The 20377-nt window shown below is 69.4% G+C and carries 18 protein-coding genes; 10 read left to right on the forward strand and 8 right to left on the reverse strand.

Annotation, left to right across the window (positions count from 1 at the left end; genetic code table 11):
• Positions 1-50 precede the first annotated feature (50 nt).
• The 4 genes from AMK58_RS24610 to AMK58_RS24625 are packed head-to-tail and all read left to right on the forward strand — an operon-like array spanning position 51 to position 4799.
• Positions 51-1442, forward strand: a complete 1392-nt coding sequence (locus AMK58_RS24610) for an O-antigen ligase family protein (protein ID WP_035679459.1) — start codon at positions 51-53, stop codon at positions 1440-1442.
• Positions 1439-2872, forward strand: coding sequence for a lipopolysaccharide biosynthesis protein (locus AMK58_RS24615; RefSeq protein WP_035679457.1), 1434 nt, complete (start codon positions 1439-1441; stop codon positions 2870-2872). Before AMK58_RS24610 ends, AMK58_RS24615 begins: the two co-directional genes overlap by 4 nt.
• Before the next feature lie 35 nt (positions 2873-2907).
• On the forward strand, positions 2908-3831 hold the full coding sequence (locus AMK58_RS24620) for a glycosyltransferase family 2 protein (RefSeq protein ID WP_051140669.1): 924 nt from the start codon (positions 2908-2910) through the stop codon (positions 3829-3831).
• Positions 3828-4799 carry a glycosyltransferase family 2 protein gene (locus AMK58_RS24625; protein ID WP_051140668.1) on the forward strand — a complete coding sequence of 324 codons (972 nt, stop codon included), beginning with the start codon at positions 3828-3830 and terminating at the stop codon, positions 4797-4799. The genes AMK58_RS24620 and AMK58_RS24625 overlap by 4 nt, the downstream gene beginning before the upstream one ends.
• Before the next feature lie 130 nt (positions 4800-4929).
• Here the strand turns inward: AMK58_RS24625 and AMK58_RS24630 are convergent, their stop codons facing one another.
• Together AMK58_RS24630 and otnI are read right to left on the reverse strand one after the other, a co-directional pair.
• Positions 4930-5820 carry an AEC family transporter gene (locus AMK58_RS24630; RefSeq protein ID WP_035679455.1) on the reverse strand — a complete coding sequence of 297 codons (891 nt, stop codon included), beginning with the start codon at positions 5818-5820 and terminating at the stop codon, positions 4930-4932.
• Positions 5821-5822: 2 nt separating this feature from the next.
• Positions 5823-6611, reverse strand: a complete 789-nt coding sequence (gene otnI, locus AMK58_RS24635) for a 2-oxo-tetronate isomerase (RefSeq protein WP_035679454.1) — start codon at positions 6609-6611, stop codon at positions 5823-5825.
• Between the two features lie 213 nt (positions 6612-6824).
• Here otnI and AMK58_RS24640 point away from each other — a divergent pair, with 213 nt between their 5' ends.
• Positions 6825-7853 carry an AbrB family transcriptional regulator gene (locus AMK58_RS24640; RefSeq protein ID WP_051140667.1) on the forward strand — a complete coding sequence of 343 codons (1029 nt, stop codon included), beginning with the start codon at positions 6825-6827 and terminating at the stop codon, positions 7851-7853.
• 9 nt (positions 7854-7862) lie between these two features.
• Here the strand turns inward: AMK58_RS24640 and AMK58_RS24645 are convergent, their stop codons facing one another.
• Together AMK58_RS24645 and AMK58_RS24650 are read right to left on the reverse strand one after the other, a co-directional pair.
• Complete coding sequence (locus AMK58_RS24645) at positions 7863-8576, reverse strand: hypothetical protein (RefSeq protein WP_035679452.1); 714 nt, start codon at positions 8574-8576, stop codon at positions 7863-7865.
• Positions 8577-8755: 179 nt separating this feature from the next.
• Positions 8756-9364: a flavodoxin family protein gene (locus AMK58_RS24650; RefSeq protein WP_035679597.1), complete on the reverse strand. Its 609-nt coding sequence runs from the start codon at positions 9362-9364 to the stop codon at positions 8756-8758.
• Positions 9365-9537: 173 nt separating this feature from the next.
• On the opposite strand from AMK58_RS24650, the gene AMK58_RS24655 reads away from it, so the two are divergent.
• From AMK58_RS24655 to AMK58_RS24665, 3 genes are all read left to right on the forward strand, one after another.
• On the forward strand, positions 9538-10302 hold the full coding sequence (locus AMK58_RS24655) for a M48 family metallopeptidase (RefSeq protein ID WP_236778321.1): 765 nt from the start codon (positions 9538-9540) through the stop codon (positions 10300-10302).
• 166 nt (positions 10303-10468) lie between these two features.
• Positions 10469-11503, forward strand: coding sequence for an AAA family ATPase (locus AMK58_RS24660; RefSeq protein ID WP_035679449.1), 1035 nt, complete (start codon positions 10469-10471; stop codon positions 11501-11503).
• The gene (locus tag AMK58_RS24665) at positions 11493-12389 is read left to right on the forward strand and encodes a ParB/RepB/Spo0J family partition protein (RefSeq protein ID WP_051140666.1); all 897 of its coding nucleotides are present in this window, start codon (positions 11493-11495) and stop codon (positions 12387-12389) included. Before AMK58_RS24660 ends, AMK58_RS24665 begins: the two co-directional genes overlap by 11 nt.
• A 55-nt stretch (positions 12390-12444) precedes the next feature.
• Here AMK58_RS24665 and AMK58_RS24670 read toward each other — a convergent pair whose 3' ends face one another.
• From AMK58_RS24670 to AMK58_RS24680, 3 genes are all read right to left on the reverse strand, one after another.
• Positions 12445-13629, reverse strand: a complete 1185-nt coding sequence (locus tag AMK58_RS24670) for an HPP family protein (protein WP_079285317.1) — start codon at positions 13627-13629, stop codon at positions 12445-12447.
• Between the two features lie 89 nt (positions 13630-13718).
• Entirely contained in the window at positions 13719-14858 is a 1140-nt protein-coding gene (locus AMK58_RS24675; RefSeq protein WP_051140665.1) for an SbmA/BacA-like family transporter, read from the reverse strand.
• Between the two features lie 129 nt (positions 14859-14987).
• A complete protein-coding gene (locus AMK58_RS24680) occupies positions 14988-17015 on the reverse strand; it encodes a methyl-accepting chemotaxis protein (RefSeq protein ID WP_059399560.1) in 2028 nt (675 codons plus the stop codon).
• A 342-nt stretch (positions 17016-17357) separates the two neighbouring features.
• On the opposite strand from AMK58_RS24680, the gene AMK58_RS24685 reads away from it, so the two are divergent.
• A complete protein-coding gene (locus tag AMK58_RS24685) occupies positions 17358-18344 on the forward strand; it encodes an aldo/keto reductase (protein WP_051140664.1) in 987 nt (328 codons plus the stop codon).
• Here the strand turns inward: AMK58_RS24685 and AMK58_RS24690 are convergent.
• On the reverse strand, positions 18341-19216 hold the full coding sequence (locus tag AMK58_RS24690) for a LysR family transcriptional regulator (protein ID WP_035679448.1): 876 nt from the start codon (positions 19214-19216) through the stop codon (positions 18341-18343). The genes AMK58_RS24685 and AMK58_RS24690 overlap by 4 nt on opposite strands.
• A gap of 107 nt (positions 19217-19323) precedes the next feature.
• On the opposite strand from AMK58_RS24690, the gene bla reads away from it, so the two are divergent.
• A complete protein-coding gene (gene bla, locus AMK58_RS24695; RefSeq protein ID WP_059399561.1) occupies positions 19324-20214 on the forward strand; it encodes a class A beta-lactamase in 891 nt (296 codons plus the stop codon).
• Positions 20215-20377: the final 163 nt, after the last annotated feature.

The raw sequence follows: 20377 nt of genomic DNA on the forward strand, positions 1-20377 counted from the left end.
GGGGGAACAGGATGAGTGCAACGCCATTTCCGCGAAACCGAGCCGCTCTGGTGGCGGCGCCCGCTGTGGACGCGCCGCCCGCCCGGCCACGGACGCCGCTCCTGCGCAGCGCGGCCGATCTCACGCCCAGCCTGTTCGATCAGGTGGTGTGCGCGATCGGCCTGATCCTGCTGTGGGACGCGCTGCTGTCGGTGATGATGTCCGCGCCCTCGCAGCGCTTCATCCTGCGCGCGGGCGGCGCGCCGGAATCCTCCGGCGACACCATCAAGCAGCTCATCTTCGCCGGCCTCTACGCCACGGCCCTGCTGCGGATCGTGATGCTCCACGGCGTGCGGGCCTTCCGCTATCTCAGCATTCCCATGGCGCTCATGGTGGTGCTGGCCATCGCGTCCAGCCAATGGTCGCATGACCCGTCGCTGACCATCCGCCGCAGCGTGGCCCTGGTCGGCACGACCATCTTCGGCCTCTATGTCGGCCTGTCCTACGGCGAGGTCGCGCTCGCCCGGCTGATCCACCGCGCGGTCTTCGTGCTGGCGGTGCTGAGCGCACTTCTGGCGGTCGGCCTGCCGAGCTACGGTCTGATGCCGGCGGAGCAGGGGTCGCAATGGCGCGGCGTCTTCTCCCACAAGAACGGCCTGGGCGACGCCATGGCCTTCGGCCTGACCGCCGGGCTGTTCGTCCTGCGCTCCCGTCCGGTGACCGACACCATGGCGCTGGTCTGGCGGCTGGGCACCTTCGCCATCATGGCCGGCTGTCTCGCCATGTCGGGCTCCGCCACGGCGCTGATCGTCGCCACGGCCGGCATGACCCTGGTGATGCTGGTCACCCACCGGCAGGACGCCGGGTCGCTGGCGCTGGAGCTGTACGGCGGCACCATGGTCATCATGCTGGCCGCCATCTTCGCGCTGCTGAACCTGGAAAGCATCACCGCCCTGCTCGGCCGCGACATCACGCTGACCGGGCGCACGCTGATCTGGGACTTTGCGATCCGGATGATCGAGCAGCAGCCGGTGCTGGGCTACGGCTTCAGCGCCTTCTGGTCGGGTCTGGACGCGCCGGGGGCGCTGTTCTGGCGCACCTCGGGCCGCTTCGACATCCACGCCCACAACGGCTTCATCCAGACGACGCTCGATGTTGGCCTGCTCGGCCTCGGCCTCTTCCTGGTGGCCTATGCGATCTACCTGTCGCGCATCGCCCGGATCGTCCCGGTCGACCGCAGCGGGGCGGCGCGTTGGCACATCGTCTTCGCCATGATGCTTCTGCTGGGCAACGTCGCGGAAAGCAGCCTGCTGATCCAGAACGGCCTGCTGTGGTTCCTCTTCACCGCCTTCCAGACGCGGCTGGCCAAGACGGTCCACGCCCACGCCCTGACCCCGCGTCCGGCGGCGGGACGGCGGCCCAAGCTGCAGAACGGCATCCCGGTTGCGGAGTCGCGGTCATGATGTCGAGCGGCTTCGCCTTCTTCGCGACCCGGATCGCCGTCGGCATCCTGGGCTTTGCCGCGGTCGCGGTCTTCTCGCGCATCGTCACGCCGGAGGCCTACGGCCATTACGCCCTGGTCATGGCGGCGGCGGCGGCGATCAACGCCTGCGGCTTCTCCTGGATGGGCCTGTTCGTCCTGCGCAAATGCGGCGGCGACGCGGCGGAGCGGGACGCCTGGCTCTCCACCGTGGTCACCGCCTTCCTGGTGGTGGCCTGCGGGGTGCTCGCCATCCTGGGCGCGGTGGTCGCCTTCTATCCGGGCATGAACGGCATCGACTATGTGCTGTATCTGCCGGTCATCGCGATCCTGATCTCCTGGTTCGACCTGTCGATCCAGATGTCGCGGGCGCGGCTGAAGGGCTCGGTCTTCGCGGCCAAGTCCTTCGCCAAGGCGCTGTTCGGGCTGGCGCTCGGCTCCGCCTTCGTGCTGATCGGCTGGAAGGAGGAGGGGCTGCTGCTCGGCACCAGCATCGGCTTCCTGCTGGTCACCGCGATCTGGCTGCGTTCCGACCTCAAGGGCATCTCGCTGCGCTGGCCGGCGCGGGAGAGGGTCGGCCTGCTGCTGACCTTCGGCGGCCCGTTGATGCTGAGCCTGATGGTGGGCTGGGCGCTCGATTTCGCCGACCGCTTCCTGATCTACTGGTTCATCGGCGAGGCGGCGGCCGGCGCCTACGCCATGGCCTTCGACCTCGCCAAGCAGCCGATCATGCTGGTGGCCTCGGCGGCCTCGCTGGTCACGCTGCCGATGGCGTCGCGCGCCTTCGACAGCGCCGGCCCGCGCGCCGCGCGGCCGATCATGGCGCAGAACCTGACGATCCTGCTGCTGGTCTGCCTGCCGCTGGTGCTCATGGAGGTGATCTCCGCCCAGGGCATCGTCGGGCTGCTGCTCGGCGAGGCGTACCGCGAGACCGGTGCGGCGATCATGCCGCTCGTCGCCCTGTCGGTCTTCATCAGCATCCTGCGCATCTATCACTTCGACCTGTCGCTGCACCTGACCAAGAAGACCGGCTACATCCTGAAGCTGACCATGCTGACGGCGGTGCTGAACGTCGGCGCCAACCTGTTCCTGATCCCGCGCTTCGGGGTGATCGGGGCGGCCTACGGCTCGCTGGCGGCCCAGCTCGGCTGGGTGGTGGCCGCGGCCATCCTGATGCCGCGCGCCGGCGTGCTGGCGGTGCCGGTGAAGGATCTTCTGAAGGTGACCACCGCCGCCCTGCTCTTCGCCGCCGGGCTGAAGATCGCGGCGATGGAAAGCGACCTGCTGCTCGTCCAGCTCACCCCGGCGGGCAGCCTCTATCTGCTGGCCTTGGCCGTGCTCAACCCCGCCAACCTGATGGGTCAGGTGCGGATCGCGCTGGCCCGGCTGAAACGCACCCGATCCCCGGCATGAACACCATGAACAGGCGTGAGGAAGGAACAGGCACCATGTCGAAAAAGCTGGTGGTTTGCGTGTGCACCTACCGCAGGCCGAAGGATCTTCACCGCACGTTGCTGTCGCTGGAGGGGCTGACCTTCAACCCCGACGCCCCGCTGGACGTCGAAGTGCTGGTGGTGGACAACGACCCGGCGCGCTCCGCCGAACCGCTGTGCCGCGAGATGGCGCAGGACTGGCGCTTCCCCATCCGCTACGCGGCGGAGCCGGTGCCGGGCATTCCGGCCGCCCGCAACCGCTGCCTGGACGAGACCACGGACGCCGACCTGATCGCCTTCATCGACGATGACGAGGTGGCGAGCCCCGGCTGGCTGGACTGGCTGGTGACCGCCATGGAGCGCACCGGCGCCGCCGTGGTCGCCGGCCCCGTCCTGCCGATCTACGAGAAGCGCCCCCCCGACTGGCTGACCAAGGGCCGCTTCCACGACCTGCAGCGCATGCCCACGGGCAGCGAGCCCGCCTATTGCGCCACCGGCAACGTGCTGTTCCGCCGCTCCATCCTGAAGGGCGGCGTCCGCTTCGACCCGGAGCTGAGCCTGTCCGGCGGCAGCGACGTGCTGTTCTTCGAGCAGATCCGCCGCCAGGGCCACCGCATCGTCTGGTGCGACGAGGCGACCATCGAGGAGCATGTGCCGGCCAGCCGCATGACCGCGCGCTGGATCCTGCGCCGCGCCTTCCGGCTCGGCACCTGCGTGTCGCTGACCGAGGCCAAGCTGAACGGCCAGCGCCGCACGCTGGTGAAGCGCTCCACGCTCGGCCTCGCGCACATCGCGCTGAACCTTGCTGCCCTGCCGCTGGTGCCGATGGTGATGGCCTTCGACACGAGCTGGCCGATCCGCCGTCTCCAGAAGATCTGCGTCGGCAGCGGCTATCTCTACGGCCTGATGGGCTTCCAATATCTGGAGTACAAGCGATGAAGGACGCGGACATGAAGGGCGGGGCGGCGGAAGCCCCGCCCGTCACCGTCAGCGCGGTCATCCCGACGCGCAACCGCCCGCATCTCGTGCTGAACGCCGTGGAGAGCGTGCGCGCCCAGACGATCAAGGACCTGGAGATCGTCGTCGTCGTCGACGGGCCGGACCCCGCCACCGTCGCCGCCCTGGAAGCGGTGGAGGACCGCCGCCTGCGCATCGTGCAGAACCCGGCCTCGCTCGGCCCCGCGGGGGCGCGCAACGCTGGTGTGCAGGCGGCGCTCGGCGAGTGGATCGCCTTCCTCGACGACGACGATTCCTGGGCGCCGGAGAAGCTGGAACGGCAGCTCGCCGCCGCCAAGGCGTCGGGCGCCACGCTGCCGGTGGTGTCGTGCAGCACCAGCGTCAGCATCGGCGAGCGCCGCTACGTCTGGCCGCAGCGCCGGCCGGAGCCGGGCGAGCCGATCAGCGACTATCTGATCGACCGCCGCAGCCCGCTGTCCCGCCCCGGCTATCTCGCCACCCCGACGATCATGGTGCCGCGCTCGCTGGCGCTCGCCGTGCCGATGCCGGACTACCGGCATTTCGAGGATTGGGGCTGGCTGTTCCGCGCGCTCGACCAGCCGGGGGCGGAGTTGGTGTTCGTCGACGAGCCGCTGTGCTTCGTGGAGATCGACGAGGGGCGCGCCTCGCTGCATTCGGTGGACGACTGGCGGCAAGCCTTCGAGTGGGCGCGCACGCACCGTCCGCTGATGACCGGCAACGCCTATGCCGCCTTCCTGATGACCAAGGTCGTCGGCATGGCCCGCCGCGAGGGCGACTGGAACGCCGTGCGCCGCCTGCTGGCCGAGGCGACGCGGGCGGGCGATCCGAAGATGCGGCATTACCTGATGTTCTTCGGAACCTGCGTGGTGCCGCCGTCCTTCCACCGCCGGGTGCGCGCGGCGACTCATTCGGACGCCGCGACGGCGTGAGGGCCCAGGGCGGGCGAAGTTTTGCCCCCTCCCCTGCCCTCCCCCGCTTCGCAGGGGAGGGAGAATAGTCCCCTCCCCTGCGTTAGCGGGGGAGGGTTAGGGAGGGGGCAATGACACCCCCCTCCCCTCTTCACATCACCATGGCCAGCAGCAACGGCAGCGTCAGGAACGACAGCGCCGTGGAGCCCAGAACCATCCCGGCGACCTCCTGCGGCGCGTTGTTGTAGCGCAGCGCCCAGAGGTAGTTGAACACCGCCACCGGCATGGTGCTTTCCAGCAGCACGACGCCGCGCATCGTGCCCTCCAGGCCCAGCAGTTCCACCACCGCCAGCCCGGCGGCGAAGCCGAGCAGCAGGCGCAGCGCCGACATGGCCAGCGACCGCATCATCCCCTGCATCCGCAGCCCCGCCAGGGCCACCCCCAGCGAGAACAGCATCAGCGGCACCGCGCAGTTGCCGAGCAGCGTCGTCGTATTGGTCACCCATTGCGGCGGCTGGAAGCCGGTCATCAGCACCAGCACGGCCAGCGCGACCGCGTAGATCACCGGCGTGCGCAACACCTGCTTGGCGTCCGTGCGCCCCGCCGCCAGGGCCGGGCCAATGGTGAACTGGAGGACGGCGAGCGTCGCGAAGAACAGCACGGCCAGCCCCATCCCGGTCTCCCCGAAGGCGAACAGGCAGACGGGAATGCCCATGTTGCCGCCGTTGGGAAAGCTGAGCGCCGGCAGATAGACGCGCAGCGGCAGGCGGCTGGCGAGCAGGATCGGCGTCGCCATCAGCCCGGCCAACGCCATGCAGCCGACCGAAGCCGCCGCCATGGTCAGCAGGTCGTCCCCGCCCAGCGTCAGGCGGGCCAGCGAGGAGAAGACCAGGCAGGGGGTGGAGACGTTGATCGCAAAGGTGGTGATGAAGGCGCTGTCGTACGGCAGCTTGGCGCGGCTCCAGCCGAAGCCAAGGGCGGCGATCAGGAACACCGGCACGACGACGGCGGCGATGCTGGACAGGGGGGCGAGCAGGTCCATGGTCAGCGCGCGGCCTGCTGGCTTGCCGTGTGGAACCAGCCCAGCCCGTCCTCCGTCCGGCCGCGGGGCCGGTATTCGCAGCCAATGAAGCCGCGGAAGCCGGTGCCGGCCAGAACCTCGAACAGATAGGGATAGTGCACCTCGCCGCGGTCAGGCTCCTGGCGGTCGGGCACGCCGGCGATCTGCACATGGGCGGTGAGGTCGGCGTTGCCCCGGATGCGGGTGGCGAGGTCGCCCTCGCTGATCTGGCAATGGTAGAGATCGAGCTGGAGCTTCAGGTTCGGCGCCCCCACTTCCTCGATCACCCGGCGGGCCAGCGCGGTGCCGTTCATCAGATAGCCGGGCATGTCGCGGTTGTTGATCGGCTCGATCAGTAGCGTCAACCCGGCCTCCGCGCAGGCCGCCGCGGCGTGGCGCAGATTTTCGGTGTAGATCGCCAACGCCGCATCCCGTTCCAACCCCTCCGGCGGGATGCCGGCCATGCAGTGCAGCAGACGGTTGCCCAGCACCTTGGCGTAGGCGATGGCCGTCGCAACGCCCTCGCGGAATTCCGCCTCGCGGCCCGGCAGGCTGGCGATGCCGCGCTCCCCCGCCGCCCAGTTGCCAGGCGGCAGGTTGAACAGTGCCTGGGTCAGCCCATGGGCGTCCAGCGCCGCCTTGATCCGCTCCGCCGGGGTATCGTAGGGGAAGAGGAACTCCACCGCGTCGAAGCCGGCCTCCGCCGCGGCGCCGAATCGCTCCAGGAAGGACCGCTCAGTGAACATCATGGACAGGTTGGCGGCGAACCTCATGGTGTCCGTCCCCTTGTTCTTATCGGCATAATCCCCTCCCGCATCGTCTGGGCCGCCGTGGCGGCCGGTTGCTCCGACAATGCAGCAGGCGAACGGTCCGGACAATCGCCGGCCTATGCCGCACACGCTTGTCAGGTGACCGCCCATACCGGTTGCACGATATTGCGGGGGACACGCACAGTGCACGGCCCTTGCTGCAGCCGGACCCGACGGATGATGAAGCGACTTGCCGCCACCGCCCTGACCTTTCTTCTGGCCGCCCTGGGTGGCGGGCTGTTCGCCTTGGCGGGGCTGCCCGCGGCGTGGCTGATGGGGGCAATGACCGCGGTGGCCGGCGGGGCGCTCGGCGGGTTGAAACTGCGCCTGCCCTCCCCGCTCGGCACCGCCGCCTTCATCCTGCTGGGCATCTCCATGGGCGCCGGGGTGACGCCCGACACGCTGCACCAGATGGCCTCCTGGCCGCTCAGCATGGCGCTCCTCGCTGGGTCGGTGATGGCTTGCCTGTACGCCTGCTCGGCGTGGCTGGAGCGGGTGCACCGCTGGGACCCGGCGACCGCGCGCTACGCCGCCGTTCCCGGCGCGCTGGGCGCGGTGCTGGTGCTGGCGGCGGAGAGCCGGGCCGATCTGCCGCGGGTGGCGCTGGCACAAAGCCTGCGGCTGTTCGTCTTGGTTGCCGCCATGCCCTGGCTGTTGGACCTGGTGTCGTCCACGCCGGGTCTGCCGCCCCGCCCTGCCCTCTCCGACCCGGCGGGCGCGCTGCCCGAGCTGGCGGTGCTGGTCGGGGTCAGCGCCCTGGCGGGCCTGCTGTTCCAACGGCTGCGCGTGCCCGGCGGCGTGCTGCTCGGCGCCATGCTGGGAAGTGCAGTGCTGCATGGCAGCGGCCTCGTGGACCACCGCTTGCCGGGCTGGCTGCTTAACGCAGGCTTCGTGGTGACGGGGGCGATGATCGGGTCGCGCTTCGCCGGGGTCACGCTGGCGTCCCTGCGGGCGGCGCTGCGCCCGTCGCTGGAAAGCGTGGCGCTGGCGCTCGCCCTGTCCTCGGCCTTCGCCTGGGCGGGGGCGTGGATGCTCGGCCTCCCCTTCGGTCAGCTCTGGCTCGCCTACGCGCCGGGCGGGGTGGAGGCGATGACCATCGTGGCCTTCGTGCTCGGCCTCGACACCGCCTTCGTCGGCACGCACCACGTGGTGCGCTTCGCCGGGCTGGGCTTCCTGGCCCGCTGGTGGCAGCCCCGCCGCGGCTGAGCGGGCGCCTTACAGCCCGTCGAAGAGAAGCTGCGCCGGCGGTTCGGCCTTGCGCTTTTTCTTCTTCTCCTTGGGGGCCGGTTCCGCGTCCTTGGACGCCTGTTGCGCGGCCGGCTTGTCCTGCGCCGCCTTCTGCTCGGCCGCCGCATCCTGGGCGTCCGGATTCAGAGCCATCTCAACCCGTTCTAGAGGAGCCGGTTCGGGCGCGGGCGCTTGCGGGGTCGCCGCGACCGGCTCAGGGGTGTGCGCCGGTTCTTCCGCAGCCAGAGCTTCAACGGGCGGCGCGTCCTCCGCCGCAGCCTCCTGGACCGATTCCACGTCCGCGTCCCGGTCCGGCTTGGCCGCCTTCTTCTTCTTCGGACGGGCCGGGCGCGGTTCGATGCCCACCCCGTCCTTGACGCGGGCCTTGGCCTTGTCGCGGGCGACCGCCTCCGGAGCGTTGGGATCGTCGTTCAGCCACTTGCCGCGCTTGATGACCTCGTTCACGCGGCCCTGGTTGACGCTGAGCTGGAACGCGATCTCCTGCTGCGTCATGTCGGTGGTGCGGTGAAGCTCCAGAATCTGCGCGGCAAGTTCCGGGGTCATCTTCTTGCCGACGACGCGCCGCGCCGGGCGAATCGACCGCTGGGCCTTGTCACGCTCGCGCAGCTTGCCCAGGATCTCCAGGGCCTCCGTGTTGCCCGCCGTCTTCAAGGCTTCTTCGAATTCCTTGAGCGTCGCCACCCGTTCCTCCTGCCACCATCCACCCGCGGCGACGCCATCGCATCGCCGGCCCATAAGACTGACTATACATGGAATCGCGCGGGCGGTTGAGAAGCCTCTTTCCCCGATATCCACACAATGGCACGGCCGGGTTGGAGGCGGCGATGCGACGCTATTAGACGTCTAATCGCCGAGGGGCATCATTCGCCGGGGTACTGCTTCTCCTTCAGGAGACGCGCAAGGTGGGCGGCGTTGCGCGCGGCCATGGCGGAGGTGGAGACCACCTTGTCGGGCACCTTGCCCAGGTCCTGGAAGTCGGTCTTCTGCATCGCTTCCCCCACCCAGTAGCAGACGGCATTGGCGGCGAGCGTGAAGCCGACGTCGTTCAATGCCTGGAACAGCTCCGCCGAGACATGGTGGGCGCCGTCCTCGTTGCCGACGACAGCGACCAGCGCGACCTTGCCGTAGGACACCATGCGGCCCTGGCCGTCCGTCTCGCCCAGAAAGGCATCCATGCGCTCCAGAACCCGTTTGCACACGCTGGACGGCTGGCCCATCCAGATCGGCGTGCCGAGGATGAGGATGTCCGCCTCCAGCACTTGGCGGCGCAGGTCCGGCCAAGCATCGCCCGCCCCCTCGTCCGAAGTGACACCGGGTTTCACGTCATGGTCGGCGACGCGGATCGGCTCCCCCACCTCCACTCCCAGGGCCGCCAGATCCTTCTGGAGCAGGCCGATCATCGCGTCGGTCGAAGACGGCTTTCCCGACGGCTTCAAGGTGCAGTTCAGCGCAAAGGCTTTGATCGGCATGCTGTGTTCCCGGTCCATTCCAATCCGCATCGGTGGTGATCGGAGGCAACATCCCGCCCTGTGAAACGTTGCGGCTCTCGCAACACAGCCACCGAATTGCCCCGGCACAGCCCATCCGCCATCGGATAGGATGCGGCGGACAGAACCACAAAGGAGGAACAGAAATGCCGATCATGACCGTCCGACCCCTGTGCCTTGCCACGGCGCTGGCCGGGTCCCTGGCGCTGGCCGGATGCGCCGGAAATTCGACGGGGCTCGGGCTGAACCTCGTCTCGCAGGAGCAGCTCGTCGAACTCGGCCAGCAGGACTGGCAACGCCTGATCCAGTCGACCCCGGCCACCACCAACGCCAGCTATCAGCGCCGCGCCGAGCAAATCTCGGCCCGCCTGCTGCGCGCCGCCTCGCTCGACCCCGCCGGTTGGGAGGTGCGCGTGTTCCAGGGCAAGGAAGCCAACGCCTTCGCCCTGCCCGGCCAGAAGATCGGCGTCTATGAGGGGCTGTTCCAGTACGCCAAGACCGACGCGCAGCTCGCCGCCGTCATCGGCCACGAGATCGCCCACAATCTGGAGGGCCACGCCGCCGAGCGGGTGAGCACCCAGATGGCCACCGACGCCGGCACCAGCATCCTGGGGGCCGTGGCCGGGGCGAGCGGGGTCGGCGGCAGCGAGATGATCGCCGCGGCCCTGGGCACCGGCGCGCAGTACGGACTGCTGCTGCCCTATTCCCGCAACCAGGAGCTGGCGGCCGACCGCGCCGGCCTGCTGATGATGGCCCGCGCCGGCTACGACCCGCAGGCGGCCATCGAGCTGTGGCAGAACATGAAGCAGGCGGGGGCCGAGCAGCCCACCTTCATGTCCACCCACCCCGGCACGGCGGACCGCATCGCCGCGCTGCAAAAGCTGATGCCCGAGGCGAAGGCGGCCTACAAGCCGAGCTGACCGGAGCGGCGGGGGCGCGCATCGTGCCTCCGCCGTGTCTTTTCCCGCGAGAAAATTTTCTCGCGGAATGTTGACTCCTCTGCCCTACCCTGGAGTCAACATTCCGGCTTGACCGGACTTCGGCGCCGCGCAAAAGTGGCCGCGGGGCAAGGCAGGGGAATGAACCATGCGCGGCGAGGACATCAAGGCGTTCCGGGAAGGCCGGACGCTGAACCAGCCGGATTTCGCGGCTTGGCTGAACGAAAAACTCGGCCGGAAATACGACAAGGCCAAGATCTCGCGCTGGGAGAACGGCAGCGAGAAGATCCCGGCCCCGGTCATCTCCCTGCTGCTGCAGGAGAAGATCGGCACGGTGACGCAGCATGGCCCGGCGCTGATCTGCGCCGCGGCCAACCGCAAGGGCGGCGTGGGCAAGACGGCCTTCACCGTCAACACCGCCACCCTGCTCGCCCGGCACTTCAAGGTTCTGCTGATCGACGCGGACCCCCAGGCCAACGCCACCATCCATCTTGGAATCAACTCCATCGAGCGCGAGCGTGAGGAGAAAACCCTCTACTACGCGCTGAAGGCGTCCGTGGAGGCGCTGAAGGTGCAGGGGAAAAGCTTCGACCTCAGCGACTACATCGTGACCACGGAGAGCGGGCTCGACGTCATCGCCAGCGGCATGCGGCTGGGCGACGCGGAGGCGGAGCTGCAAAGCCAGTCCTCGGGGGATTGCGCGCTTCGGGAATGCCTCGACGGCGGAGCACGGCAGAGCTACGATTTCATCTTCGTCGACACCCCGCCGCATTTCGGCATGCTGGCGCGCAACGCGCTGACCGCCGCCAACACCGTCGCCATTCCCTGCCAGACGGAGATGCTGAGCGTCGCCGGCGTGGAGTTCCTGCTGGAGAACCTGGACATGATCCGCCGCCGGGCCAACCCGGGGGTCAGCGTTCTCGGCATCCTGCCGACGATGTTCAACGCGCGTCTGACCCAGGACCAGGCGTCGCTGGACGACATCCGCAACCTGTTCGGCCCGAAGCTGCGCGTCTTCGGCCCGATCCCGCGGGCGACCGTCTACGCCCAGGCGGTGGCCGCCGGGCGCGCCGCTCTGGAGGCGGTGCCGGACGCGCCGGGCTACGAGGTCTATCAGGCCGTCGCCGACGCGCTGATCCAGGAACGTGCCCGCATGCCGGAGGTGATGGCCCATGTCGCGTAAACTGGCCCGGACGAACACCGGCGTGCTGACCACCGCGGCGGCCGAGCGGCAGGCCCGCGAGGACGGGCAGGGCTTCAACCGCCGTGGCCCGGTCGTCGTGGAGATCGACGTCGGCCGCATCGTCACCAACCCCGACCAGCCCCGCCGCCATTTCGACGAGGCGGACATGGAGGCGTTGAAATCCTCCATCGCGCAGCATGGGCTGGCGCAGCCGGTCGGCGTGCAGCAGTTGGGCGACGGCCGCTTCCAGCTCGTCTTCGGGGAACGGCGATTCCGCGCCGTGCGGGCGCTCGGCCACCCGACCATCTATGCCATCACCGTCACCGGCGCATCGGACGAGCTGGCGCTGATCGAGAACGTCGTCCGCGCCGACCTGTCGCCTTTCGAAGAGGGTGACGCCTACGCCCGGCTGATGGAACGCCACGGCTACCGGCAGGAGGATGTCGGGCGGATCGTCGGCAAGGACCGGGTGGACATTTCGCGCGCGCTGCTCATCAGCCGCCTGCCGCAGCGCATCCGCGACGAGTATCCGTCGCACCGCCCGGCGCGCTACCGGCTGGTGGAGATCGCCCGGCTGAAAGGGGAGGGCGAACAGCTGCGCGGCTGGGACGCGCTGGTCATGGAGATGAGCCGGCGGTCCGCCGACGAGGACGCTCCGGCGCCAGCAGCGGCAAAGCCCCGTTCCAACGCCGTGCCCACCGGCAGCGCCCTGCCGAAGCCGCTGGCCAAGGCGGTGTTCGGGGCTCGTCAGACCGTCGCCAGCGTCCGTGAACAGGGCTTGGCCCTGGCGGACATCGACCGGGAGACGCTCCGCGCGATCCGCGACGACATCGACGCGATCCTGAACGCTGGTCCGAATGCCGGGAAGGGCAGGGGAGGGGAGTGAGAGGAACCGGCTCCGCGAGAAAATTTTCTCGCGGAGCCCTGGCTTCCGGTGCGGTTCAGCGGCTTGCCAAAACCACCGGCCCGGCTGGGCTCCGGGCGCTGTCCAACGATTGCAGCAGGTTCGTGCGGGCCATCACCAGCAGCAGGTCCGTCTGGGTCACCACCCCCAGCAGTCCGCCGCTCCCATCCACGATGGCGACCTCGTGCGTGCTCTCGTCCGACAGTGGGCCGAGCAGGCGGAAGGCCGGGGTTTCCGGGCCAGCGGTCACCGGCGGGGCCATCACCGAGGCCACCGTCGCGGCGCTCCCGACCAGATGCTGGTGCCCGACCAGACCAACCACCACGTTGCGCCGATCGACCACCGGCAGAGTGCGGAAGCTGTGCTCGATCAGGAGGGCGCGGGCCATCTCGGGATGGGCCTCCGCGCTGACCGTCACCACGTCGCGGGACATGATATCGCCACAGGTGATCCCACCGTGCATCCGCTCCATGGCGTGAAGCTCCGCCTTCTCCAAGAGGGCGCTCAGATCGTCGCGGTTGACGTCCAGCGCCTCCCCCAGCTCGCGGATGGCCTCGTCCATGTCGTCGGCGGTCAGACCGGCGCGCATTCGGGCGGGTGGATCGGCGGTTCCGTGGCTGTTGGCCGGCTTGGGCGACGCCCGATGCGGGTAGGAATGGCCGGAGAAGCGGTGAAACGTCCAACCCGCCAGCACCAGAAGGATGGAATTGACGGCCACCGGGTAGAACACGAATTGCATCCCCGACGCCGCGATCGCCGGGCCGCCGATCACCGCGGTCAGCGCGGCGGCGCCGCCCGGCGGGTGCAGGCAGCGCGTCATGGACATGGTCGCGATGGCCAGCGCCACCGCAACGCCGCCGGCCAGCATCGGGTCGGGGATCAGCGCCGCCACCATCACACCGACCAGCGCCGACAGGGTGTTGCCGCCAATGATCGACCAAGGCTGGGCCAGCGGGCTGGCCGGCACCGCGAACAGCAGGACCGCCGACGCTCCCATCGGCGCCACCAGGGCCGGCGCGCTGGTGATGTGGGTCAGCAGGTTGTGACAGAGCAGGCCCGTCGCGGCGAGGCCGAGCATGGCCCCGCAGCAGGCGATCAGCCGGTCCTTCAGGTTCGCACCGGGCAGGATGGGCCTGAACAAGGCAAGGCGGCGACGGTTTTCACGCTTCTTCAGCAGAATGATTTTCCAGCGGCGCAGCAGGAGCCGTATCTCGCGATGCATTCGGCCCGGTCCCTCCCAAGGTTTCGGCGTGCGGCGGCAGGATAGAACCTCAAGCTAAGTTGAGGTCAAACGGAAAGTGCCGGACCGCCTTACCGTTTCCGCGCGGTGTTGCCGCCATCGGACAGGAAGCCGGGAGCGGGCGCCTTGACCGGGGGCAAGGGGGAGATCCCGTCCAGCGCCTCCTTCAGCCCCAGCACGCGCTCCACCGAGGCCGTCCACTGGGCGACGGTCGCCAGATTGTCGATGGGCCAGGACAGCGCCGCGACGGCTTGCTGGAAAGCCTGCGCGGTCTGCATCATCACCCCCAGCGTTATAGCCCCGGCGACGTAGCGGGGTGCCACCACCAGAATGGGAAAAACCGCGGACAACACCGAATAAGACGCGCCGAAAGCCATCACGCGGACCAGCGCGCCGGTCTGCCCTTCCCAGCCGCGGCGCACCCCGTCGAACAGCAGGGACGTGCGGCCGCGCTCCACGGCCTCGCCATGCTGCCGGGCGATGATCGACGCGTTCTCCCGAACCCGCGCCAGCCCGAAGCGGAAATCGGCCTCCAGCCCCTGCCGCCGCTCCGCGGCGTGGACCAGCGGCCGGGCGACGGCGATGGCGGCGGCGGTCCCGGCGGCGGAAAAGGCCAGGGCGAGAAGGAGCAGATGGCCGGGCACCGCAAGGCTCACGCCACCGAGCGTGACAGGCACGACACCGGAAAGCTGCCACAGAATGCTGGCGAAACTGACCAGAAGCAGCAGGCAATAGGTCAGCGAATGGCCGAGATCGATGGCGAGTTCGGTGACGATGCGGACGTCCTCGGCGATGCGCCCATCCGGATTGTCGTGATCGCCGGGACGGGAGGGGAGGGCCAGTTCCCGCCCGTCCGATAGCCAGTCGCCGACCAGCCGCCGGGTCAGCCAAGCCCGCCAGCCGAACTGGAGGCGCCGCTTCACCCACAAATGCGCCACGGTGACGGCGATGTTGTACAGCAGGATGCCGCCGGCCGCCGCGGCCATGACGGGCAAGCGGTCCATCGCCCGCTGCTCCAGCGCGTCGAACAGGCGCTGGCTCCACAGGTTCATCATGACCGGGACCGACACCTGTGCCGCCGTCAGGACCAGCAAGACCGTGGCCGGCAGCCATACCGGCCAGCGGTCCCAACCCGCCCAGTATCCCCCGGCCAGCCCGGCGAAGCGCCGGACGAAGCCGGAGGCGGCCCTCAGCGAAATCCCTTTCACCATGACCGACCATCCCGGCCGCCCAACCGAAACGCCCAACCGAGACCCCGATCGCTCAGGCACCTCGGTTCAGCTTAACACCCATCCGGCGGACGGGGATCGGAACAAGCGGCGATCCCTCATCCTGTCGGGTCAGGCGGCCCGGACGGTGGTGATGAAGCTGCGCACCTCGCTGCGCAGCCGCTCCGCCTCGACGGCCAGTTCCTCCGATGTGCCGTGGACATTGCTGGCCGCCTCGCCGGTCTCCGACACCGCCGTGCTGACGCCGGCGATGTTGCGCGACACCTCTTCCGTTCCTTGGGCGGCCTGGGACACGCTGCTGGCGATCTCGCGGGTCGCGGCGGCCTGCTCCTCGATGGCAGCGGCGATGGTGGTGGCGATCTCGCTCATCCGGCCGATGGTCTGGCCGATGCTGCCGATGGCCTTCTGCGCACCGCCGGTGGTCTGCTGGATCTCCTGCACCTTCGACTGAATTTCGTCGGTCGCCTTGGCGGTCTGGTTGGCCAGCGCCTTCACCTCGCCCGCCACCACCGCGAAGCCCTTGCCGGCCTCGCCGGCGCGCGCCGCCTCGATGGTCGCGTTCAGCGCCAGCAGGTTGGTCTGGGCGGCGATGCCGCTGATGATCTCCACCACCTGCCCGATCTGCTCCGCGGCGGTGACGAGGGCGCGCATGGTGCGGTCGGCGCCCTCGGCGTCGGCCACCGCCTGACCGGCGATGCGGGTAGAGATCTCCACCTGCTGGCCGATCTCGGCGATGGAGGCCGACAGCTCCTCCGTCGCGCTGGCGACGGTCTGGACATTGGCCGACGCTTCCTCGGAGGCGGAAGCGACCAGGAGCGAGCGCTCGCTGGCGTCCGCCGCTGTGCCGGACAGGGTGCTGGCGGCGTTGTGCATGCCGCCGGCGGCGCTCGCCACCGCCTCGACGATGCCCTGGACCGTCGTCTCGAAGGTGTCGGCCATGCGCATCATGGTGGCGCGGCGCTGCTCGGCGGCTTGGCGCTCGGCCTCCTCCTGGGCCTTCCGCATGCGCTCCATCTCCTCGGCGTTCGACTTGAAGACCTGGAGGGCGCGGGCCAGCGCCCCGATCTCATCCTTCCGCCAGCCCTCATCCACCTGAACCGTGCGGTCGCCTTCGGCCAGCCGGCCCATCGCCCCGGTGATGGCGCCGAGCGGGCGGGTGATGGCCCGCGAGATCATCCAGGCCAGCAGCAAACCCAGCGCCACGGCGGCGGCGGTCACCGCGGTTCCCTGCCGCTCGGCGGCGGTCACCGCGGTGGCGGCGCTGCGCTCCAGCCCTTTCAGGACCTCGGTGGAATGCTGGCGGATCGACCCGATCCTCCCATTGATCTGCGCGCCGGCTCGGGTCAGCGTGTCGGAGTTGACTCGCGCCATTTCCTCGGCGATGGCGGCGATGCGCTCGATGCCCGCGGTGTAGCGCGGCAGCTTGGCGAGCACCTCGGTGCGCTTGGCGGCGCCCGGGGAATCGGCCCAGCCCTTGGCTTCACCCTCGACATCGGCGGCCACCGACGCCAGATCCTGGCGGATGCGGACCAGATCCTCGGGCTTCGTCTCAGTCACGAAGCGGGCGACCAGCACGCGCACCAGCAGATACTGCTCGCTGACGCCCGCGGCCTGAACGGTGCGGTCCAGATTGCCGGTCTGCCGTTCGGCCGTCACCAGATCGCTCAAGGTCCGACGGATGTCGGCCCCCAGCTTGTTCACGATCTCCGCGACGATGCCGTCCCGTTCGGTGCGCAGGGCGACCAGCCGGTCGAAGCCGGTCAGGAAGTCCCGCTCCAGCCCGCGGATCTCGTCCACCGCCTGACGATCGGCCGAATCGCCGATGCCGGGGGCCGCCTTGTCCAGATGCCGGCGGAAGTCCCCGGTTGTCGCGCGGAAGCGGTTGGCAGCACCGTCCGTCCCGGAAACGAGAAACTCCGCCGCCGCCCCCAGCGCGTCGGACAGCGCGGTATCGGCCTCCCCCAGCGTCACCGTGACGTCCGACTGCGCCGCGTAGCTGCGCAGTGCTGTATCGTTCGACCGAAGGCCGCTCCAGGAAACCGCCCCCAACGTGACCAGCAGGGCCAGCGTGACCCCGAAGCCGGTGTAGACCTTGGTTGCGGTGCGCAAGTTGGCGAAAGCACGAAGGGAGGTGGTCATGATGGGATGTCCTGCCTGGGGTATTTTTTGTTCGGCGTCGGTCGCCCGCACCGGATCAAATCATTCTCAAATTCTGTACCAACTCCCAATCCCCGCGTAATTGCTGTTCCACCCAGCAAAATTCCCGAGTGGACTGCGCGGTTGTTCCTTCCCAACCGTTGCAATTTGCCAACGCGCTCCCATCCGCGTCGCAAATCGCCACGCCCGCGCCGGCAGGTTACGAATGGGAACGCCGGAACCGCCCCAATGTTGAGGGCCGATGTTGAGACCCCATGTTGAGGGAAGCGCCGCCAGAGCGCAGACTGGAATCCCGCACACGCACGGAACAACGAGAGGTCGGTCATGCCGGACAGCAAGCATTTCGCTCCGCCCGGACCCATCGGGTTTGGTGGCGCTCCGCTCGGCAACATGTTCGAGGAGGTGCCGGACGACGTGGCGGAGGCCACGCTGGCCGCCGCCTGGGACGCCGGCATCCGCTATTTCGACACGGCGCCGGAATACGGCCCCGGCATATCGGAGCACCGGTTCGGCCATGTCCTGCGCAACCGGCCGCGCGACGAGTTCGTCCTGTCCACCAAGGTCGGGCGCCTGCTGCGCGCCGATGCCAGCAAAGGCGGCCAGCACGGCCCCTTCGTGAAGGGGCTGCCCTTCCGCGTGGACTACGACTACACCGCCGACGGGGTGCGCCGCTCCATCGAGGACAGCCTGCAACGGCTGGGCATGGCACGCATTGACATCGCTTACATCCACGACTGCGCGGAGGACGCCCACGGCGACCGCTGGCTGGAGGTGTTCGACACCGCCATGACGGGCGCCGCCGTGGCGCTGACCAAGCTCCGCGAGGAAGGCGTCATCCGCGGCTGGGGCCTGGGCGTCAACCGGGTGGAGCCCTGCGTGATGGCGCTGGAACGGGCCGACCCGGACGTCTTCCTGCTGGCCGGGCGCTACAGCTTGCTGAACCAACCGGCGCTGGACACGCTGTTCCCGCGCTGCCAGGAGCGCGGCGTCCATGTGGTGGTCGGCGGCCCCTACAACTCCGGCCTGATCGCCGGGGGCAAGAATTTCGAGTACCAGGAGGCTCCGCCGGACAAGGTGGCGGCGCGCGACCGGCTGGCCGAGATCGCCAAACGGCACGGCGTGGACCTGCGGGCGGCGGCGCTGCAATTCTGCGCGGCGCACCCGGTCGTCGCCTCGGTCATTCCGGGCACCAAGAACCCGGCGCGCGTGCATGAGAATGTGGCGCTGATGAAGCAGCCGATCCCGGCGGACTTCTGGCGGGAGTTGAAACAGGCCGGCGTCCTGCCGGAGCAGGCGCCAACACCTGCCTAATCGTCCGCGTGGACGGCGGCGGCGATCCAGTGGCGGAAGCTCTGCATCGCCGCCGTCTCGGGACGGGAATGCAGGCGGGTCAGCCAGTAGCGGCCCGCCGGCACCTCGATGGCGAAGGGGCGGACCAGCCGGTCGGTGACGAGATCGTGCCCGAACAGCCGCGCCGGCAGCAGCGCCACCCCGGCGCCCATCGCCGCGGCGGCGGCGATGGTGGGGGAGGAGTCGAAGACCGGACCGCGGATGGCCGGGCAGGGCACCCCGGCCAGCGCGAACCAGCGCTGCCATTCCTCGACCCGGTAGGAGCGCAGCAGCACTTCGCGCGCGAGGTCGGCCGGGGCGGACAGCCGCTGCGCCAACGCGGGGGTGCAGAGCGGGGTCAGTGGGGCGTCGAGCAGCGGCACCGCATCCACCCCGTGCCAGGAGCCGTCGCCGAAGCGGATGGCAAAGTCCAGCCCCTCGCCGGCCAGATCGACCCGGTTGTTGTTGGTCAGGATGCGCAGGTCGACCGCCGGGTTCGCCGCGGTGAAGGCCGGCAGGCGCGGCAGCAGCCAGCCCGTGGCGAAGGTCCCCACCACCCCGACCGTCAGCACCTCGTGGTAGCGCCCGTCGGCAAAGCGGTCGAGCGTCGCGCCGATCCGCTCGAAGGCGTCCATCAGCACCGGCACCAGCGCCGCCCCCTCGTCGGTCAAAGCGAGGCCGCGCGGCAGACGGCGGAACAGGGTGACGCCGAGCCGCGCCTCCAGCGTGCGGATCTGCTGGCTGACCGCCGCCTGGCTGACGCACAGCTCCAGCCCGGCGCGGGTGAAGCTGAGATGGCGGGCCGACGCCTCGAAGGCGCGCAGCGCGTTGAGCGGAAGCTGGGGGCGGGCCATCGACAGCCATTAGTTTTTCTTGTGGCTTGTGAAAACTATCATCGTTTGTTCAAGCGCCGGGAGCTTTTTATCGTCCGCCCATCGACACGGCATGACACGAGGACACGATGATCGGACGGCGGGCTTTCCTGGCCGCGGCGGGCGGCGTGACGCTGCTGGCGGCAACCGGCGTGAAGGCGGAGAAACCCAGGACATTCGGGGACAAGAGGCTGGCCGGCGCGATCGCCGCGCTGGAAAAGCGCAGCGGCGGGCGGCTGGGCGTGGCGGTGCTCGACACCGGCACCGGGCAGAGCTTCGGCCATCGCGCGGACGAGCGCTTCGCGATGTGCAGCACCTTCAAATTTCTTTTGGCTGGCGCCATCCTGAAACAGGTGGACGAGGGGCGGGAGCGGCTGGACCGGCGCATCCCGGTGAGCAAGGCGGACATGGTCCCCTACGCGCCCTTCGTCGAAACCCGTCTCGACGGCCCACCCCCGACGGTGGCCGAACTGTGTGAGGCGACGATGACGCTCAGCGACAATGTGGCGGCGAACCTGCTGCTGCCGGCGGTGGGCGACCCCGCCGGGCTGACAGCCTTCCTGCGCACCCTGGGCGACCGGAAGACCCGGCTGGACCGCAACGAGCCGTCGCTGAACAGCGCCATCCCCGGCGACCCGCGTGACACCACTACGCCCGCGGCGATGGTCCACAGCATGGAGCGGCTGATGCTGGGCGACGCGCTGACTCCGGCATCGCGCGACCAGCTCATCGCCTGGATGGTCGCCAACCGGACCGGCGACAAGCGCCTGCGCGCCGGGTTGCCGAAGGGCTGGCGCGTCGGCGACAAGACCGGAACCGGCGTGCGCGGGACGGCCAACGACATCGGCATCGTCTGGCCGGAGGGCAGGGCGCCGCTGCTGATCGCCAGCTACCTGACCGAGACTCCCGACAGCTTCAAGGAACGGGACGCCATCCACGCCGGCGTGGCCCGCGCGGTCGCCGACGCCCTCAAGGGCTGATCGCATTTGAAATCCCCTCTCCCCTCTGGGGAGAGGGCTGTGAAGGTCAAAGGCGATTGCCTTGACTAACCAGCCCCTGCGGCATGTCGTCACTGGGGTTTACCCTAAGAAGTGTAGGGATGCCCCCAATGGGCGTGGGGGCAGGGCGCCGGTACCCTTCGCA

This window comes from Azospirillum brasilense (assembly GCF_001315015.1).
Taxonomy (GTDB): domain Bacteria; phylum Pseudomonadota; class Alphaproteobacteria; order Azospirillales; family Azospirillaceae; genus Azospirillum; species Azospirillum brasilense.

Coding starts and splice junctions, on each gene's coding strand:
- AMK58_RS24615 (WP_035679457.1), top strand. CDS start 1,439: ATGATGTCGAGCGGCTTCGCCTTCTTCGCGACCCGGATCGCCGTCGGC.
- AMK58_RS24620 (WP_051140669.1), top strand. CDS start 2,908: ATGTCGAAAAAGCTGGTGGTTTGCGTGTGCACCTACCGCAGGCCGAAG.
- AMK58_RS24625 (WP_051140668.1), top strand. CDS start 3,828: ATGAAGGACGCGGACATGAAGGGCGGGGCGGCGGAAGCCCCGCCCGTC.
- AMK58_RS24630 (WP_035679455.1), bottom strand. CDS start 5,820: ATGGACCTGCTCGCCCCCCTGTCCAGCATCGCCGCCGTCGTCGTGCCG.
- otnI (WP_035679454.1), bottom strand. CDS start 6,611: ATGAGGTTCGCCGCCAACCTGTCCATGATGTTCACTGAGCGGTCCTTC.
- AMK58_RS24640 (WP_051140667.1), top strand. CDS start 6,825: ATGATGAAGCGACTTGCCGCCACCGCCCTGACCTTTCTTCTGGCCGCC.
- AMK58_RS24650 (WP_035679597.1), bottom strand. CDS start 9,364: ATGCCGATCAAAGCCTTTGCGCTGAACTGCACCTTGAAGCCGTCGGGA.
- AMK58_RS24655 (WP_236778321.1), top strand. CDS start 9,538: ATGACCGTCCGACCCCTGTGCCTTGCCACGGCGCTGGCCGGGTCCCTG.
- AMK58_RS24660 (WP_035679449.1), top strand. CDS start 10,469: ATGCGCGGCGAGGACATCAAGGCGTTCCGGGAAGGCCGGACGCTGAAC.
- AMK58_RS24665 (WP_051140666.1), top strand. CDS start 11,493: ATGTCGCGTAAACTGGCCCGGACGAACACCGGCGTGCTGACCACCGCG.
- AMK58_RS24670 (WP_079285317.1), bottom strand. CDS start 13,629: ATGCATCGCGAGATACGGCTCCTGCTGCGCCGCTGGAAAATCATTCTG.
- AMK58_RS24675 (WP_051140665.1), bottom strand. CDS start 14,858: ATGGTGAAAGGGATTTCGCTGAGGGCCGCCTCCGGCTTCGTCCGGCGC.
- AMK58_RS24680 (WP_059399560.1), bottom strand. CDS start 17,015: ATGACCACCTCCCTTCGTGCTTTCGCCAACTTGCGCACCGCAACCAAG.
- AMK58_RS24685 (WP_051140664.1), top strand. CDS start 17,358: ATGCCGGACAGCAAGCATTTCGCTCCGCCCGGACCCATCGGGTTTGGT.
- AMK58_RS24690 (WP_035679448.1), bottom strand. CDS start 19,216: ATGGCCCGCCCCCAGCTTCCGCTCAACGCGCTGCGCGCCTTCGAGGCG.
- bla (WP_059399561.1), top strand. CDS start 19,324: ATGATCGGACGGCGGGCTTTCCTGGCCGCGGCGGGCGGCGTGACGCTG.